At 67.3% G+C, this 16,547-nt stretch carries 16 protein-coding genes; 10 read left to right on the forward strand and 6 right to left on the reverse strand.

Going from position 1 to position 16,547, the window contains the following annotated elements:
* Positions 1–27: 27 nt before the first annotated feature.
* Genes L1F31_RS00815 through L1F31_RS00825 form a run of 3 tightly spaced genes read right to left on the reverse strand, consistent with a single transcriptional unit; the run spans position 28 to position 4,168 of the window.
* Entirely contained in the window at positions 28–912 is an 885-nt protein-coding gene (locus L1F31_RS00815) for a diacylglycerol/lipid kinase family protein (RefSeq protein ID WP_265418838.1), read from the reverse strand.
* Entirely contained in the window at positions 909–2,561 is a 1,653-nt protein-coding gene (locus L1F31_RS00820) for an FAD-binding oxidoreductase (RefSeq protein WP_265418839.1), read from the reverse strand. The genes L1F31_RS00815 and L1F31_RS00820 overlap by 4 nt, the downstream gene beginning before the upstream one ends.
* Positions 2,562–2,566: 5 nt before the next feature.
* Entirely contained in the window at positions 2,567–4,168 is a 1,602-nt protein-coding gene (locus L1F31_RS00825; protein ID WP_265418840.1) for a glycerol-3-phosphate dehydrogenase/oxidase, read from the reverse strand.
* Positions 4,169–4,235: 67 nt separating this feature from the next.
* Between L1F31_RS00825 and L1F31_RS00830 the strand changes: the two genes are divergently transcribed.
* On the forward strand, positions 4,236–4,907 hold the full coding sequence (locus L1F31_RS00830; RefSeq protein WP_265418841.1) for a TetR/AcrR family transcriptional regulator: 672 nt from the start codon (positions 4,236–4,238) through the stop codon (positions 4,905–4,907).
* Positions 4,908–4,926: 19 nt separating this feature from the next.
* Here L1F31_RS00830 and L1F31_RS00835 read toward each other — a convergent pair whose 3' ends face one another.
* The 3 genes from L1F31_RS00835 to paaI all read right to left on the reverse strand — a co-directional run bounded on the left by L1F31_RS00835 (position 4,927) and on the right by paaI (position 7,702).
* Positions 4,927–5,631 carry a TetR/AcrR family transcriptional regulator gene (locus L1F31_RS00835; protein WP_265418842.1) on the reverse strand — a complete coding sequence of 235 codons (705 nt, stop codon included), beginning with the start codon at positions 5,629–5,631 and terminating at the stop codon, positions 4,927–4,929.
* Positions 5,632–5,738: 107 nt separating this feature from the next.
* Entirely contained in the window at positions 5,739–7,034 is a 1,296-nt protein-coding gene (gene paaK / locus L1F31_RS00840; protein WP_265418843.1) for a phenylacetate--CoA ligase PaaK, read from the reverse strand.
* 155 nt (positions 7,035–7,189) lie between these two features.
* Positions 7,190–7,702, reverse strand: coding sequence for a hydroxyphenylacetyl-CoA thioesterase PaaI (paaI, locus tag L1F31_RS00845; RefSeq protein ID WP_265418844.1), 513 nt, complete (start codon positions 7,700–7,702; stop codon positions 7,190–7,192).
* 677 nt (positions 7,703–8,379) lie between these two features.
* Here paaI and paaA point away from each other — a divergent pair.
* The 9 genes from paaA (at position 8,380) to L1F31_RS00890 (ending at position 16,362) form a co-directional block, all read left to right on the forward strand.
* The gene (paaA, locus tag L1F31_RS00850) at positions 8,380–9,399 is read left to right on the forward strand and encodes a 1,2-phenylacetyl-CoA epoxidase subunit PaaA (RefSeq protein ID WP_265418845.1); all 1,020 of its coding nucleotides are present in this window, start codon (positions 8,380–8,382) and stop codon (positions 9,397–9,399) included.
* On the forward strand, positions 9,396–9,752 hold the full coding sequence (gene paaB, locus L1F31_RS00855) for a 1,2-phenylacetyl-CoA epoxidase subunit PaaB (RefSeq protein ID WP_265418846.1): 357 nt from the start codon (positions 9,396–9,398) through the stop codon (positions 9,750–9,752). Before paaA ends, paaB begins: the two co-directional genes overlap by 4 nt.
* A gap of 13 nt (positions 9,753–9,765) precedes the next feature.
* Entirely contained in the window at positions 9,766–10,746 is a 981-nt protein-coding gene (gene paaC / locus L1F31_RS00860) for a 1,2-phenylacetyl-CoA epoxidase subunit PaaC (protein ID WP_265418847.1), read from the forward strand.
* 5 nt (positions 10,747–10,751) lie between these two features.
* The gene (paaD, locus tag L1F31_RS00865; RefSeq protein ID WP_265418848.1) at positions 10,752–11,336 is read left to right on the forward strand and encodes a 1,2-phenylacetyl-CoA epoxidase subunit PaaD; all 585 of its coding nucleotides are present in this window, start codon (positions 10,752–10,754) and stop codon (positions 11,334–11,336) included.
* Positions 11,336–12,454 carry a 1,2-phenylacetyl-CoA epoxidase subunit PaaE gene (paaE, locus tag L1F31_RS00870; RefSeq protein ID WP_265418849.1) on the forward strand — a complete coding sequence of 373 codons (1,119 nt, stop codon included), beginning with the start codon at positions 11,336–11,338 and terminating at the stop codon, positions 12,452–12,454. Before paaD ends, paaE begins: the two co-directional genes overlap by 1 nt.
* A gap of 41 nt (positions 12,455–12,495) precedes the next feature.
* A complete protein-coding gene (locus L1F31_RS00875) occupies positions 12,496–13,662 on the forward strand; it encodes a thiolase family protein (RefSeq protein WP_265418850.1) in 1,167 nt (388 codons plus the stop codon).
* Positions 13,659–14,558 carry an enoyl-CoA hydratase/isomerase family protein gene (locus L1F31_RS00880; protein ID WP_265418851.1) on the forward strand — a complete coding sequence of 300 codons (900 nt, stop codon included), beginning with the start codon at positions 13,659–13,661 and terminating at the stop codon, positions 14,556–14,558. Before L1F31_RS00875 ends, L1F31_RS00880 begins: the two co-directional genes overlap by 4 nt.
* Positions 14,555–15,508: a 3-hydroxyacyl-CoA dehydrogenase family protein gene (locus L1F31_RS00885; RefSeq protein ID WP_265418852.1), complete on the forward strand. Its 954-nt coding sequence runs from the start codon at positions 14,555–14,557 to the stop codon at positions 15,506–15,508. The genes L1F31_RS00880 and L1F31_RS00885 overlap by 4 nt, the downstream gene beginning before the upstream one ends.
* A 77-nt stretch (positions 15,509–15,585) precedes the next feature.
* Positions 15,586–16,362, forward strand: a complete 777-nt coding sequence (locus tag L1F31_RS00890) for an enoyl-CoA hydratase/isomerase family protein (protein ID WP_265418853.1) — start codon at positions 15,586–15,588, stop codon at positions 16,360–16,362.
* The last annotated feature ends 185 nt before the right edge of the window (positions 16,363–16,547 follow it).

Genomic DNA, 16,547 nt, shown 5'->3' on the forward strand with positions numbered 1-16,547 from the left:
CCGACAACCTAGCGCTGACGAGGTGCTTTACTCCCGGGGGACGCGGACCTTGAGCGATGACGGACAGATCGTCACGGTCGCCGGGGTCTGTGAGACCGCATCACCGTCGGCGACGATCTCGACCGGAGCCGCCCCTGCGGGCGTGTCGATGCGGATCTCGCGAGCCCGGTCGAAGTGGATGTTCGGGTGACGCTTGTGCTTGCCCGACATGAACGCGAGGAGCTCGACAGCGAGCTTCGGCAGGAATGCCTCCCTGAGCAGGACGACGTCGATGAGACCGTCATCGAGCTGGGCCTCGGGGGACAGGCTGATTCCGCCGCCGTAGCGACCGGAGTTCGCGAACCCCGCGGTCAGGCCGCGGAAGTCGAGGCGCTGACCGTCGACGGTCAGTTCGAGGTCGATGCTTTTGGGCGGCAGGAGCGCACGCAGGATCCCGTACAGGTACACCCAGTGCCCCCTGACGAACCTCGCCGAGTTCGCGTGCTGCTGGACGGCCGAGTCGAGGCCGAGGCAGACGTTGCCGAGGCTGATCGTGCCGTCGAGGTCGAGGACGTCGATGGTCCGATCGCGGCCTTCGGCGATGACGGCCACAGCCTCCTCGGTGTCCTTCGGGATGCCGAGCTTGCCGATGAGGTCATTGCCGCGGCCACCGGCGATGATGCCCAGCGAGGCGTTAGTGCCGATGAGGCCCGCCGCCACCGAGCGGGCCATTCCGTCACCGCCGAGGGCGCCGACGACCGGAGCACCCCCAGCGGCGAACCCGGCCGCGAGCTCCTTCGCATGCTCCTCGCTCGTGCTCCGCACCAGCTGCGCCTCGAGACCGTGTGAGGCGAAGGCATCGACGAGCGGATCGATGCGTCTGAGCACGGCTCCCCGGCGGGCCGTGGGGTTGAGGATGATGGGCACGCTCACAGCTGGTCCGGTCCGTTCATGAGTTTGCCCGGGTTCATGATCCCGGTCGGGTCGACCTCGGCCTTGGCCGCCCGCAGCATCCGCAGCCACATCTGGCCGGTCTCGGCCGGCAGCCATGGAGCATGGTCGGTGCCGACGGCATGGTGGTGGGTGATCGTCCCGCCGCCTGCAACGATGGCGTCGCTGGCCGCGGATTTCAGGGCCTTCCACTGGGCGATCTCCGCACCGACCTGCTGCTTGGCGAAGACCGTGTAGTACAGCGAACAGCCCGAGGCGTAGAGGTGCGAGACGTGGCAGAGCACGAACGCGGGTGTGCCGCGCTCGGCCATCTCCGCCTGGATGGCCGCGCTGATCGAGTCGTGGAGTTCTTCCACCTTCGACCAGGGAGCCGACGTCTCCATCGTTTCGACGATCATGCCCTCACGCAGCAGCTGATCACGCAGATACGGAGTCGAGAAGCGGTGCTTCTCCCACGAGGTCTCGGGAACGGAACCGAGGTTGACGCCCCCACGCCGACGCACGATCGCACGCCCCTGGGAACGACGCGCCCGCACATCGGACTGAGCACCGTCGTAGCGGACGACGAGCAGGCACGGGGTCGTGATTCCGCGCGCACGCAGGTAGGCGAGAACGCCCTTGCGCTGCAGCTCGCTGCCGAGCTGGGCGAGACCGAACGCTGTCTCGTTGACATCGGACAGGCGCGCGATGTCCAGATGCAGTCCCGACTGCTCCATCTCCCGCAGCGCCGCGGTGCCCGAGGCGAAATCGGGGAAGAACCAGGAGTCGGCCTGCACGGAACTCGGCACACGACGGATCCGCAGGGTCGCCTCGGTGATGATGCCCAGCGTTCCCTCGGAGCCGACGAAGAGCTGGCGCGGGTTCGGCCCGGCCGCGGTCGCCGGGGTGGTGCGCAGTTCGACGGGACCAGCCGGGGTCGCCACGCGCAGACCGTGCACGTTCTCATCGATGCGCCCGTAGCCGGTCGACTGCTGACCTGCCGAACGGGTGGCGACCCAGCCGCCGACGGTGCTGAACTCGAAGGACTGCGGGTAGTGGGCGAGGGTGAAGCCGCGCGCCTGCAGCGTCTCCTCGAGGTCGGGTCCGAAGACCCCGGCCTGAACGGTCGCCGTCAGCGACTCCTCATCGATGTCGACGACCTGATCGAGCCGGGTCAGGGAGATGCTCACGACCGCGGAGAATTCGCCGCGGACGGCATCGACGCCGCCGACGACGCTGGTGCCGCCGCCGAAGGGAACGACCGCCACGGATTGTTCGGCACACACGGCCAAGAGGGCGTCCACCTCGGCGGTGGAGGCGGGATAGACCACCGCATCCGGAGCCGACGTCAGCTGACCGGCGCGCAGGCGGATGAGGTCGGGCAGGCTGCGCCCGGCGGCATGGGAGATGCGGGTCGCGCGGTCGTCGCGGACGAATTCCTCGCTCACGATCTCGCCGAGGCGGGTCCGCACCTGGTCGGTGAGCGTCGATTCGGGGAGAGCGACGTCCTCGAGTTCCACATGCGGTCGGTCGACTCCGGCCGGCCACCCGCAGTGCTTGCTCAGGATCACCTTCGCGCCGGGCTTGACCGGACCGTCATTGCCGTCCTCGCCCCAGCCCCACCAGCGCATACGCGGCCTCGTGTTGTCCATGATCGTCATCCTTCGTGTCGTGATTCGGTGGTGAGTTCCGGGGCCAGCCGGACCACAGCGTCATAGAGGTCGTCGCGATCGGCGTCGACGAGTCCCCACCGGGTTCGCCGGTCGATGACGTCCTCGACCGTGAGGGCGAGCTCGTGCTCGACGGCGAAGCGGACTTCCGCACCGGTCAGCGGGATCCCTTCGCGCACGGGTTCGCTGAGGGTGGGATCGGCATCGCCATAGGCGGCCACCAGTGCGGCGTCGGTCCCATAGGTCGCGACGAGGCGGTCGGGCAGGCCGGGGGCGGGAGTGCCCTTGCCGACGAGTCCGAGTTCCGTCGTCCGGCACGGTCCGGCCCGCAGACCGCCGACTTTGACGGCGTCGTCGACGGCGTCTTCGGCCATGCGCCGGTAGCCGGTGAGCTTGCCGCCGACGATGGTCAGCGCCCCGGTCCGCGAATCGCGCAGCAGAGCGTGCTTGCGGGAGAGATCGGCGCTGGAGGAGGAATCGCTGCTCTTGACCAGGGGGCGGAAGCCGGCGTAGCTGCCGACGATGTCCTCGGGTGTGAGTTCGTCCTCGAGCACGGCGTTGATCGTGTTGAGGAGGAACGTCGTCTCGTCGGCGTCCGGATGGGCGCGCTCGGGGATCGGGCCGTGGTGCGCATCGTCGGTGAGGCCGATCATGACCAGACTGTTGTGCCACGGCACGGCGAAGACGTAGCGGCCGAAGTGACCGGGCACGGGTGCGGTGATCGCGGCCTGCGGGTCGCCCAGGCGGGAGGCCGGCACGAGGATGTGCGAGCCCTTGCTCGGGGCCAGCTCGACCTCGTCGGACAGGGTGTCGGACCAGACGCCGGCGGCATTGATGATCTGCCGGGCGCCCAGGATGTGCTCATCGCCGGTGAGGCGGTCGGTGATGTGCACGCGCGTGGGTTCGATGCCGGTCGCCTCGGCGTAGGTGATGATGCGCCCGCCGTGGGAGGCCGCGGTTCGGGCCAAGGCGACGACGAGGCGGGCGTCATCGATGAGCTGGCCGTCCCAGCTGAGCAGCCCGCCGCGCAGGCCCTCGGTCGCCGTGGTCGGGGCGAGCTTGCGGACGGCATCGGCCGAGACGCGGCGCGGGTGGGGGAGCAGGTCCTTCGGGGTGCGCGCGAGCATGCGCAGGAAATCGCCGGCGTGGAAGCCGGTGGATGTCACGGCGGCTTCGACGCGACCGATGTGCGGGTGCAGCGGGAAGATCATCGGCATGGGCCGGATGAGGTGCGGGGCGATGGTGTTCATCAGCCGGCCGCGTTCGACGGCCGATTCCCAGGCGATCGCGACATCGGCCTTGGCGAGGTAGCGCAGACCGCCGTGGGCGAGCTTCGATGACCAGCTGCTCGTGCCCGAGGCGAGATCACCGCGTTCGACGAGGGTGACGGACAGCCCCCGGCTGGCCGCGTCGAGTGCAACGCCGACACCGGTGAATCCGCCGCCGATGACGACGACGTCGGAGATATTCGCCGAGGCGGTCGACAGATCGCGTTCACGCTGAGCGGCATTGAGGGCCGAGGTGCTCGCTGGTCTGGCGGAACCGTGTCCCGCGGCGTCGGCACCGGTGTCTGTTGAGGTGGAATCCATTCCCTACCCTTCTGGTACGAGGTCGTACCAGTTTGCAATCGCCCGTCACTGTTGTCAAGATCACACTGTGACTACCAGAGGACGCCCGTACGCCGGCGCCAGCCGTGAAGCGCGTGAAAGCGCCCGGCGGGAGCAGATCATCGCTGCCGGAATCGAGCTGTTCGGAACTCAGGGATACCGGGCGGCCACCGTCGGAGCGGTCTGCGAGAGAGCGGGGCTGAATAAGCGCTACTTCTACGAATCCTTCGCTGCCCTCGAAGACCTGCTGGTCGAGGTCTACGAACGCGTCGTCGCCGATCTGCGGGCCGCGGTGCTCGCCGGCGGTGGGGCTGATTCAGGCGGGTCGGATGGCGCCACAGTTGCGCCCGGCGGTGAGGCCATGGCGGTGCTGCGCGGCTTCATGGGCGGCTTCCTCGGGTGGGCGCAGGACAATCCGATCTTCGCGCGGGTCCACCTCTTCGAAGTCCTCGGCGTCAGTGCGCGCATCGACGAACTCTATCGTCGGCATGGCCGGGTGATCGGCGGCGAGCTCGCCGATTCGCTCGCGGCGGCGATCTCGAACAGCGGGCTCAGCGATACGCGTCGGCGCGTGCTCGGTGATCTGCTCGTCGGCGCCGGCATCCAGATCGTCGTCGACTGGGTCATCGGCGACTATCAACCGCCGAAGCAAGAGCTGCTCACCGAGGTCGAGTCGACGCTCGACTGGGTGCTCACCGCCGGAATGGGCGGGGAAGACTGAGCCGGGACAGGACTCTGGCTTAAGCTTCCAGGCCTTGGAAGGCCATCGTCGTGACCGCCTCGGCGATGGTGTCGGGGTCGACGGGATAGCTGGGCCGGTACCACTCGGTGATCGAGTTGACCATGCCGAAGAGCAGACGCGTGACGAGGCCGGGGGTGAAATCCGAGCGCAGACCGCCCTCGGCGATGGCGGCCTCGACGAGCGCGCGGACTTTCGCATCGATGGCGCGGCGGGCCTCGAGGGCGTCGCGCTCCAGCGGTGAGTTGCCGCGCACCCGCAGCAGCAGGGTCACCGAATGGTGGTACTCGATGAGGATGACCACGCTGGCGCGCACGGCGAGGCGCAGGCGTTCGAGCGCGGTGACGTCGGCACGCAGACTCTCGGTCTCCACTGCGGAGTCGAGCGCCCGGACCCCCCGGCTGATCGCCAAATGCAGCAGCTCTTCCTTCGACTTCACATGGTGGTATATCGCGGACTTCGTGATGCCGAGCTCACGGGCAACCGTGTCCATGGACGTGCCGTCGTAGCCGCGGGAGACGAAGACTTCGGTGGCCTTGTTGATGAGTGTCTCCCGGTCGTATCCGGGACGGCCGCGACGCGAGCGCTTGGGGGCGGTCGCCTCGGCGGGGGTGGTCGGCGAATCCGCGGCGGGGATCGGCGAATCCTCGGCGGCCGCAGACGTCGCCGCCGGTGGGGTCGACGAGGGGGAGGGCGATTCGGGCATGCGCATCAGTCTAATCGGCCACCTCGGTGCGTGCCGCGACGCAGGTCACAGCACTCACCTCAGCACGGGTCGATGACCTCGCTTCAGCACATGCCCCGCACCTCATCTCAGCGCACGCCTTCGCGGCGGTCGATGATGCGCTTGAGCTTGCCGACCGAGCGCGGCAGGTCGCCGGGCATCTTGATGTCGACGCCGCAGGAGACGCCGAGGCGCTCCTTGACGCGCGCGGCCACGAGCTTGTCGAGGCCGTCGAGTTCGACGGCGCCGACGCCTTCGCGGGCCTCTACCTCGACGGTCATCTCGTCCATCCGGCCAGGACGGGTGAGCACGAGCTGGAAGTGCGGGCTCAGCGGGGTGAATTCGAAGAGCACGGACTCGACGTTCGCGGGGTAGACGTTGACGCCGCGGATGATCATGAGGTCATCGGAGCGGCCGGTGATGCGCGAGATGCGGCGGAAGTTCGGGCGCGCGGTTCCCGGCAACAGGGTCGCCAGATCGTGCGTGCGGTAGCGGATGATCGGCAGCGCCTCCTTCGTCAGCGAGGTGAAGACGAGTTCGCCCTCCTGGCCGTCGGGCAGCACCTCACCGGTGAAGGGGTCGACGATCTCCGGGTAGAAGTGGTCCTCCCAGATCGTCGGCCCGTCCTTCGTCTCCGCGGCTTCGCAGGCCACGCCCGGGCCCATGACCTCGGAGAGGCCGTAGATGTCGACGGCGTTGATGTTGAAGGACTGCTCGATCTCCTTGCGCATCTCGTCCGTCCACGGCTCGGCACCGCAGATCGCGGTCTTCAGGCTCGTGGTCGTCGGGTCGATGCCCTGCTTGTGGAACTCGTCGAGGATCGTGAGCAGGTACGTCGGAGTGGCGGTGATGAGATCGGGTTTGAAGTCCTGGATGAGCTGCACCTGCCGCGGGGTCTGACCGCCGGAGATCGGGACGACGGTGAAGCCGTGCCGTTCGGCGCCGTGGACGCCGAGGCCGCCGGTGAACAGCCCGTACCCGTAGGCGTTGTGCATCATCTGCCCGCGCTTGCCGCCGGCGGCGATGATCGACCGAGCGATGAGGCTGCCCCACCGATCAAGATCGCCCGTCGTGTACCCGACGACCGTCGGCAGGCCCGTCGTGCCCGAGGAGGCATGGATGCGTGCGACCTGCTCACGCGGGACCGCGAAGAGCCCGAACGGATAGTTGTCACGCAGGTCCTGCTTGTTCGTGAACGGCAGCTTCGCGATGTCGTCGAGACTCGTGATGTCGTCCGGAGTCACGTCCAGATCGTCGAAGGCCTTCCGGTAGAACGGCACGTTCTCGTACACGGAAGTCACCGTGGTCTTGAGATTCCGCAGCTGATCGGCGCGCAGCTCGTCCAGGCTCATCCGTTCGCCGGCGTCGAGGTCGGTGTCAGTCATCTTTGTCTCCTTGCGCAATTCTTCTTCGTGTCGGATCCGGCCGGTGCGTCGGATCCGAAGACCGCCGAGGCGGGGCTCCGGGTGCTGGTGCCGTGTCGTCAGCGGGTGGTTGGGTGGGGTGTTGTTGTTCCTGCGGGGTCTGCTGACTGTGGGGTCTACTGCTTGCGGGGAGGGAGGGTGCGGGAGCGGCCGCGGTAGGTCGCGATGATCTCGTCGCCTCGGGTGACGGTGATGTCGTAGATGCCAGAGCGGCCCTGCTTGACGACCTCGTGGCCGCGCGCGATGAGTTCATCGCCGATATGGGTCGGCTTGAGGAAGTCGATGTCTCCGCCCGAGGCGACCGTGATGGATCCGGGATAGTTGCAGGCCATGGCGAAGGTCGTGTCGGCGAAGAGGAAGATGTATCCACCGTGGGTGATGTCGTGGCCGTTGGTCATGATCTCGGTGATCGTCATCGAGCACTGCGCCCAGCCGGGTCCGTGATCATCGACCGTGATGCCCAAGTGCTGGGAGGCGCGGTCATTGGCGAACATCGCGGCGGCGCCGGTGAGCTGCTCGGCGGGAGCCGCCTCGGTGGACTGGTTGGTGGGGGAGACCGCCTCGGTGGGGGAAGGTTCGTTTGGCGTCTCCGACTCCGCGGTCGTCGTGTCGTGGGCGGGTTGTCCCATAGTCGGCTCCTCCTCGAGTCGCGGTGTGGGGCGCCTGTGTTCATCCTGCGCTGGCAGGGTGCAGACGTCGCTGCGCTTGGACGACGGTGAAAGATCCCCCATGTTCCCGGACAGGCAGCCCGCCGGAGAATTAACGACCATCTGGTCAATAAATATCGTTCCGATCGTCGTCGCTGTCAAGTCCTGGCTTGGCGCGTCAGTCGAATCGCGCACGCATCGGCAGGCAACTCTCGCGGGTGTGGGCAGGCAGCGTCTGTGGGTGTCGGCAAACGGCTCCTGCAGGCGAGAAATGGTCGCAATCGGATAGCCGCCGGGCAAAAGCGGGTCGCTATCGGATACTTTTCGGCGCTGAAAGTATCCGATAGCGACCTACATTCGGGTGGTGCGGTGGTGGAGTGCGACCGCTGCGGGCACCGGATCGAGATTCTCCGGTCGATCCGCGTCGTTCTGAGCAATGAAACCGCCTTGGAGTGACCGGAGAATGCGCTGGCCCGGCTCCACGCTCGGCATTGCACCCCGGCGCGGGGTATGCGACACTATTATCAACAATACAGAACAAATGGTCAGTAAATGGATGTCGCAGTCCGAAGGTTCTACGATGGTCGGACCGATAGCGAGGTCGGCGGCTGCTGACCGAGGCAGGTCCTGACAAGGGCACATCCAAGGGTGGAGTGGTCATGACAACTCAAGTGAACGACAACCGCTACGACGAGTCGCAGCTGCAGGCGCAGTTCGACCAGACGATCGAGGCCAAGGATCGGATCGAACCGCGCGACTGGATGCCCGAGGCGTACCGCAAGACGCTCATCCGTCAGGTTGCGCAGCACGCGCACTCGGAGATCATCGGCATGCAGCCTGAAGGCAACTGGATCTCCCGCGCCCCCTCGCTGCGCCGCAAGGCGATCCTGCTGGCCAAGGTCCAGGACGAGGCCGGGCACGGACTCTACCTCTATTCGGCCGCCGAGACCCTGGGCGCCACCCGCAACGAGCTCACCGAGAAGCTCATCGCCGGTCGCCAGAAGTACTCCTCGATCTTCAACTACCCGACCCTGTCCTACACGGACGTCGGCACGATCGGCTGGCTCGTCGACGGCGCGGCCATCTGCAACCAGGTGCCGCTGTGCCGGACGTCCTTCGGCCCCTACGGTCGCGCGATGATCCGCATCTGCAAGGAAGAGTCCTTCCACCAGCGCCAGGGCTATGAGCTGCTCATGACGATGATGCGCGGCACAGAGGCTCAGCGCGAGATGGTCCAGGAATCGGTCAACCGCTTCTGGTGGCCGGCGCTGATGATGTTCGGACCCCCCGACGACAACTCCCCGAACACCGAGCAGTCGATGGCCTGGGGCATCAAGACCCACACCAACGACGAGCTGCGCCAGAAGTTCGTCGACATGTCCGTCCCGCAGGCCGAGGCCCTCGGCGTGACCTTCCCCGACGAGGGTCTGAAGTGGAACGAAGAACGCGGACACTACGACTTCTCGACCCCGAACTGGGACGAGTTCTGGGCTGTCGTCAAGGGTGACGGACCCTGCAACGAACAGCGCCTGGCCCATCGCAAGCGCGCATGGGATGACGGGGCGTGGGTGCGCGAAGCCGCGCTCGCCTTCGCAGAGAACCAAGCCGCCGAGGCAGCGGCCGACGAGACTCCCGCCGCCGGAGTCGAGACCACCACACCCGAGGAGAGTGCGAAATGACCGAGACCAACCCCGGCGCCACCTCGGCGAAGGACAACACCGCTTCGGCGAGCGGCAGCGCGAGTTCGACCCGCGGCGAATGGCCACTCTACGAGGTCTTCGTGCGCGGCAAGCGCGGACTCAACCATGTCCATGTCGGCTCCCTGCACGCCGCCGATGACCAGATGGCCATCCACCACGCCCGCGACGTCTACACCCGACGCAACGAAGGCGTGAGCATCTGGGTCGTCCGCGCCGCCGACATCACAGCCTCGAGCCCGGACGAGAAGGACCCGATGTTCGCCCCCAGCGGCGACAAGGTCTACCGCCACCCGACCTTCTACGACATCCCCGACGATGTCCCCCACATGTGAGAAGGGGAGACGAATGACTGCGAACAACGAACCCACCATCAACGTCGAACACGACGAGGCGGGCACCAACGTCGAACACGACACGCACGACAACGCGTACTCAGGGCTGCTCGTCAACGACGCGAACTGGGCCTTCGGCACCGACTTCGAAGACCCCCTGGCCGGCGTCGACACAACCGTGCCCGCAGGCGTCGACGCGAAGGACCTCGGAGCGTACTGCCTCATGCTCGGCGATGACGCGCTCGTCTTCTCCCAGCGCATCTCCGAATGGTGCTCGAACGCCCCAGACCTCGAAGAGGACATCGCGCTGGCGAACATCGCCCTCGACCTCCTCGGCCAGTCGCGACTCCTGCTCGCCCGCGCTGCAGCCGCCGATCCGGAGCTCGTGCCCGAGCTGCCCGCCGGCTCGCCCGTGCCCGATGAGGACCGACTGGCGTTCTTCCGCAACGACCTCGCCTTCCGCAATGTGCGTCTGGCCGAGGTGCCCAACGGCGACTTCGCCGAGGCGGTTGCGAAGATCCTCATCTACTCCACCTGGCGCCTGTCGATCTTCGAACGCCTCACCACCAGCCGCGACACCGTGCTCGCCGCGATCGCTGAGAAGGGCGTCAAGGAGATGTCCTACCACCGCGACTTCGCCGGACGCTGGGTCGTGACTCTGGCCCGCGGCACCGAGGAATCGAAGTCTCGCCTGGTGAAGGCGCTTGACGGCCTGTGGCCGCTGTGGACCGAGCTCTTCGAAACCCACCCGGTCGAAGCCAATGTTGACGAAGCCGGAATCGGCGTCGACCCCGCCGAGGTGGCCGATGAGGCCGGTGTCATCCTCGACCAGGTGTTCGCCGCCGCCGGCATCGACCGTCCCGAACGCGGATCCCTCGCCGGAGTCGGCGTCCACGGGAACAAAGGCCGCGACGGACTGCACACCGAAGCCCTGTCGAAGCTGCTCGCCGATATGCAGGTCGTCGCCCGCGAACATCCGGAGGGACAGTGGTGACCGCCATGCTGCAGACCCACGCGAGCGATGCCGCTGCGGCTCATTCGCCGAGCGACGCTGCTACGGCTCACACGACCGCGATCGAGAACCCCGCCGAGGCGATCGTTCGTGCCCGTGCCGCCGCCGAACGCGTCACGGACCCGGAGATGCCGATGCTCACCTTGCTCGACCTCGGGGTGCTCCGCGACGTCTCCATCGAGGACGGCCGCGTCGTCACCACCATCACCCCCACCTATTCGGGCTGCCCGGCGATGGCGACGATGCGCGATGACCTGCAGCGCGAGCTCCTCGACGCCGGATTCCCCGACGCCGAGGTTCGCGTCTCCCTGTCCCCGGCCTGGACGAGCGACTGGATCACTGAGCGCGGCAAGCAGGCCCTCAAGGACGCCGGCATCTCCCCACCCGGAACCGCGCCCCGCCGCGACGGCCCGGTGGCGCTGACGCTCATGCCCACCCGCCGCGCCGTCACCTGCGTGCTGTGCGGATCGGACAATGTGCGCCTGTCCTCCGAATTCGGCCCGACCGCATGCAAGGCCATGTACCAGTGCCTCGACTGCCTCGAACCGTTCGACCATGTGAAGGAGATCTGATGACACAGACGATCGATCAGACCGCCGAGGCGGCTCCCGCCAACCGATCCGCCGCGGGCTCCTCCCGGTCGAGTTTCTATCCCCTGACCGTGAAGTCCGTCGACCACCTCACCGAGGACTCCGCGGCCGTGACCTTCGACGTGCCGAGCGAATACGCCGAACTCTTCGACTTCGCCGCCGGTCAGTCGCTGACGCTGCGGCGCACGATCGACGGGGCCGAGCACCGTCGCACCTATTCGATCTGCGCCCCGGCCGGGGCCGATCCCCGTATCGGGGTGCGCGAGGTGCCCGAAGGACTGTTCTCCCTGTGGCTGGTCAACGAGGTTCGTCCCGGAGACGTCATCGACGTCCAGCCGCCTTCGGGCAGCTTCCGCGCCGATGCCTCAGTCGGCGGAAAGCACCTGTGCATCGCCGCCGGTTCCGGCATCACCCCGATGCTCTCGATCGCCGCGACAGTGCTGTCCAACCCGGACGCCTCGGTGACCCTGCTCTACGGCAACCGGAAGACGAACACAGTGATGTTCGCCGAGGAGCTCGCCGACCTCAAGGACGCCCGGAACCAGCAGCTCGACCTCGTCCACGTCCTCTCCCGCGAACCCCGCGAGGTCGACCTCTTCTCGGGCCGCCTCGATGAGGAGAAGCTGCGAGAGCTGCTCACCGCCATCGTTCCGATCGGGGACATGGACCATGTGTGGCTGTGCGGACCTTTCGGGATGCTCAACGATGCACGGAAGGTCCTCGCCGAATTCGACGTGCCCAAGGACCGCATCCACTTCGAACTCTTCTACGTCGACGAACCGCCACCGGAAGTCGTCCACGCGGACAAGGTCGTCGAAGGCGCCACCAGCGACGTCACGGTCGTGCTCGACGGACGCAGAACCACCTCGGCGATGTCGCAGGGCAAGACCATCCTCGATTCCGCTCAGGAATCGCGGTCGGATCTGCCCTTCGCCTGCAAGGGCGGAGTGTGCGGAACCTGCCGCGCGAAGATCTGCGGCGGCGAGGTCAACATGGTCCGCAACTACGCCCTCGAGGACGCCGAGGTCGAGGCGAACTTCGTCCTCACCTGCCAGACGTTCCCCGTCAGCGACGAAGTCATCGTCGACTACGACTCCTAACCCGCACCACAACTGATCGTCACCCCTGAGCGAGGAGACCCATGCCCGAGGCATTCATTCTGGACGGACTGCGCACCCCCATCGGACGCTACGGAGGCGCACTGGCCGATCAGCGGCCCGACGACCTCGTGGCGACCACGATGAAGACCGTCATCGATCGGGCGGGAATCGACCCGGCCGACATCGACGAGGTCATCCTCGGCTCGGCGAACCAGGCCGGTGAGGACAACCGGAACATCGCACGCATGGCCGTGCTCCTCGCCGGTCTGCCCGAATCCGTACCCGGATTCACCGTCAACCGCCTGTGCGCCTCCGGGATGACCGCGATCACCACGGCGCGGGCGATGATCGTCGCCGGTGACGCCGAGGTGGTCGTGGCCGGGGGAGTCGAATCGATGACGCGTGCCCCCTGGGTGACCGAGAAGCCGCAGCGGGCGTGGGCGAAGCCCGGCCGCAGCTGGGACACCTCGATCGGGTGGCGGTTCACGAACCCCGCCTTCGGTGAGGACACGACCCTGTCGATGCCGCAGACGGCTGAGCGTGTCGCCGAGAAGTGGAAGCTCACCCGTGAGGCCCTCGACGAATTCGCCTATCAATCGCATCAGAAGGCTCTGGCCGCTGCCGCCGACGGCAGCTTCGATCCGGAGATCCTGCCTATCGGCGACGTCACCGCCGATGAGGGACCACGGGCGGATTCGACCCTGGAGAAGCTCGGGAAACTGCGGCCCATCCACGGACCCGGCGGACTCATCACCGCCGGCAACTCGTCCTCGCTCAACGACGGCGCCGCCGTCGTCGTGCTCGTGTCCGAAGACTATGCGAACAGACACGGACTGAACCCACGAGCTCGCGTCGTCGCCGGCGCCAATGCCGGAGTCTCCCCGGAGATCATGGGCATCGGTCCCGTGCCCGCGACCCGGAAGGTGCTCGAACGCACCGGGTGGAACGTCGGTGACCTCGAGGCCGTCGAACTCAATGAGGCCTTCGCCTCCCAGTCGCTGGCGTGCATGGGCGACCTCGGACTCGACCCGGACACCGTCAACGGCTTCGGCGGAGCGATCGCGCTCGGCCACCCGCTGGGCTGCTCGGGCACCCGCATCACCCTGACCCTGCTCAACCGTCTTGAGCAGGCCGATGCGAAGAAGGGCCTGGCGACCATGTGCGTGGGTGTCGGTCAGGGTTCGGCGCTGCTGCTGGAGCGCGCATGAGCGCGGGCGGCTCCCCGGTGCTCATCGAACGCCATTCGGACCGGACGATCATCCGTCTCAACCGGCCCGAGGTGCGCAACGCCATCGACCAAACGATGGTTGAGGCGCTGCACGCGGTGTGCGCCGAACTCGAGGCCGAACCGAAGGTCGCGATCCTCACCGGCACCTCCGGGGTCTTCGCCGCCGGCGCCGATATCGCCCAGCTGCGCAACCGTCGCCGTGATGACGCGCTGGCCGGAATCAACTCGAAGATCTTCTCCCGCATTCAGGAACTGCCGATGCCGGTCATCGCGCTCGTCGAGGGATTCGCCCTCGGCGGCGGTGCCGAACTCGCCTTCGCCGCGGACTTCCGCATCGGCACCCCGTCGACGAAGATCGGCAACCCGGAGACCGGGCTCGGCATCCTCGCCGCGGCCGGGGCCGCGTGGCGTCTGCGTGAACTCGTCGGCGAACCCCGGGCCAAGGAGATCCTGCTCGCCGGGCGCACGCTGCAGGCCGATGAAGCCAAAGCGATCGGCCTGCTCAACGACGTCGTCGATCCCGAGGACCTCGAACTCGCCGGTCAGGCGCTTGCCGACCGGATTGCAAGCTTCGCACCTCTGGCCGTGCGGCTGAGCAAGTCCGCGTTCCACGCACCGCGTGATGCCCACCCGCTCATTGATAATGTGGCGCAGGCCGTGCTCTTCGAAACCGAAGAGAAGTTCGCGCGGATGGATGCGTTCCTGTCCAAACGCGAGGCCAAGAAGGCGAAGAAGGCGGCCGAACAGGCGGCAGAACAGGCCGCCGCGCAGGAAGCGCAGGAAGCGCAGGAACGGGCGAAGGCCGAGGCCGTGCCCACCGAAGCGATGGACCAGCAGCGCGAACCGCGCACCCGAGAAGAAGGCGACAACGCATGAGCGAGACCACCGACACGACCGCCACCGCCACCACGGATACCGCCGGCACCACCAGCACCGACACGCCCGCGACCGGCACTGACACTCCTGTGACCGGCACCGTCGTCGCCGATGCGGCAGTCGCCGCGCGCGTGCCCGAGACCGTCGGCGTCTATGGCGGCGGCCGGATGGGTGCAGGCATCGCACATGCCTTCGCCACCGCCGGGGCACGCGTCATCGTCATCGAGAGCACCGAGGACACCGTGGCCGCCGCCCGGGAGCGCATCGACGCCTCGATCGAGAAATCGCGGTCGAAGGGCATCGATGTCCCCGGCACTGTCGTCGTCGACCGTGACCCGACCCTGCTCGACCAGGCGCTCCTCGTCGTCGAAGCCGTGCCCGAGATCATCGAACTCAAACAGGAGATCCTCGCCACGATCGCGAAGCACGCTCCTGCCGCGAGCATCGGCACGAACACCTCGGCGCTGTCCATCGACGAACTCGCCGCCGGACTGCCCCGACCGCAGGCCCTCATCGGTCTGCACTTCTTCAACCCGGTGCCCGTGTCCGAACTGGTCGAGGTCGTCGTCGGCACCCACACGGACCCCCGCCTCGTCGAGGTCGCCAAGGGATGGGTGGCCGGACTGGGCAAGACGGCGATCACGGTCAAGGACTCGCCCGGGTTCGCCTCCTCCCGCCTCGGTGTGGCCCTGGCCCTCGAGGCCATGCGGATGGTCGAGGAAGGCGTCGCCAGTGCCGAGGACATCGACCGAGCCATGACGCTGGGCTACCGGCACCCGGCCGGGCCGCTGAAGACCACCGACATCGTCGGACTCGATGTGCGCCTGGGCATCGCCGAACACCTCGCGGCCGAGGTCGGTGAGCGGTTCGCACCCCCGCAGATTCTCAAGGACAAGGTCGAAGCCGGCGAACTCGGGCGGAAGTCCGGCCAGGGCTTCTACACTTGGTGACACCGCCAGCTTGGTGACACCCAGGTGCTTCCCCGCGAGGCGCCGACCCTTCCGACAGGACACGCAAAGGAGCATCCATGACCGAGATCCAGCTGAAGAACCGCGGGCCCATCGCCGAGATCATCCTCGACGGCCCCGAGTCCCGCAACGCCCTCGACGCGGACAACCTCCGCGACATCGCCGCGGCCGTGGCCAAGGTCGCCGAGGCGGTGCCCAACGTGCGCGTGCTCCTCATCCGCGGGGAGGGCAAGGTCTTCTGCTCCGGCCGCGATATCGCGAACGTCGAGGTCGAGACCGATGACGCTCACGCCTTCCTCGCCGAGATGTTCGCCCCCGTCTTCCAGGCGATCCGTGCACTGCCGATCCCCGTCATCGCGCAGGTTCAGGGAGCCGCGCTGGGCCTGGGCTTCGGCATCGCCGCGGCCGCCGACATCATCTTCGCCGCCGATGATGCGAAGTTCGGGTCCCCGTTCGCCGCGATCGGCGCGATGCTCGATTCCGGCGCCCACCACGTGTTCCTCGATCGGGTCGGCTACCACCGCACGATGGACCTCATCGTCACCGGCGATTTCATGACCGGCGCCGAGGCGGCCTCCACCGGGATCGTCTCCCGTGCGGTTCCAGCGGCGGAGCTGTCCGATTTCGTCGAATCGAAGCTCGAGAAGATCGTGTCCGGACCCGCCGAAGCGTTCGCAATGGAGAAGGGCTTCGTGCAGAAGCTCGCCGACGAACGCCCGAACCTGACAGAGGTGCTCGCCCAGGAGGCGGCCCTGCAGGAATCGGCCCGTCAGACCCCGGACTACGCCGAAGGATTCCGGGCTTTCCAAGAGAGGCGGAAGCCGAACTTCGAGTGATGCTCGTGCCTGACCGTACCCGGCTCAGGCGAATCGCTTCTTCAATAAGTCGCTGACACGCACCCTGCCGATGACGACGATGCCGAGAACCGACATGAGCAGCGTGAGACCCGCATTACTGTCCGACCGGGAGCATCACTTTGCTCGCGGCGTGGTCAGCGTACTCAGCGAGACTTCGAGAGAAC

Source organism: Brevibacterium spongiae (assembly GCF_026168515.1).
Lineage (GTDB): Bacteria > Actinomycetota > Actinomycetes > Actinomycetales > Brevibacteriaceae > Brevibacterium > Brevibacterium spongiae.

Excerpts from the sequence above, each read along its gene's own strand:
- L1F31_RS00835 (WP_265418842.1), bottom strand. The coding sequence starts at position 5,631 with ATGCCCGAATCGCCCTCCCCCTCGTCGACCCCACCGGCGGCGACGTCT.
- L1F31_RS00880 (WP_265418851.1), top strand. The coding sequence starts at position 13,659 with ATGAGCGCGGGCGGCTCCCCGGTGCTCATCGAACGCCATTCGGACCGG.
- paaB (WP_265418846.1), top strand. The coding sequence starts at position 9,396 with ATGACCGAGACCAACCCCGGCGCCACCTCGGCGAAGGACAACACCGCT.
- paaA (WP_265418845.1), top strand. The coding sequence starts at position 8,380 with ATGACAACTCAAGTGAACGACAACCGCTACGACGAGTCGCAGCTGCAG.
- L1F31_RS00875 (WP_265418850.1), top strand. The coding sequence starts at position 12,496 with ATGCCCGAGGCATTCATTCTGGACGGACTGCGCACCCCCATCGGACGC.
- L1F31_RS00820 (WP_265418839.1), bottom strand. The coding sequence starts at position 2,561 with ATGGACAACACGAGGCCGCGTATGCGCTGGTGGGGCTGGGGCGAGGAC.
- L1F31_RS00825 (WP_265418840.1), bottom strand. The coding sequence starts at position 4,168 with ATGGATTCCACCTCAACAGACACCGGTGCCGACGCCGCGGGACACGGT.
- paaI (WP_265418844.1), bottom strand. The coding sequence starts at position 7,702 with ATGGGACAACCCGCCCACGACACGACGACCGCGGAGTCGGAGACGCCA.
- L1F31_RS00890 (WP_265418853.1), top strand. The coding sequence starts at position 15,586 with ATGACCGAGATCCAGCTGAAGAACCGCGGGCCCATCGCCGAGATCATC.
- paaK (WP_265418843.1), bottom strand. The coding sequence starts at position 7,034 with ATGACTGACACCGACCTCGACGCCGGCGAACGGATGAGCCTGGACGAG.
- paaE (WP_265418849.1), top strand. The coding sequence starts at position 11,336 with ATGACACAGACGATCGATCAGACCGCCGAGGCGGCTCCCGCCAACCGA.
- paaC (WP_265418847.1), top strand. The coding sequence starts at position 9,766 with ATGACTGCGAACAACGAACCCACCATCAACGTCGAACACGACGAGGCG.
- L1F31_RS00885 (WP_265418852.1), top strand. The coding sequence starts at position 14,555 with ATGAGCGAGACCACCGACACGACCGCCACCGCCACCACGGATACCGCC.
- paaD (WP_265418848.1), top strand. The coding sequence starts at position 10,752 with ATGCTGCAGACCCACGCGAGCGATGCCGCTGCGGCTCATTCGCCGAGC.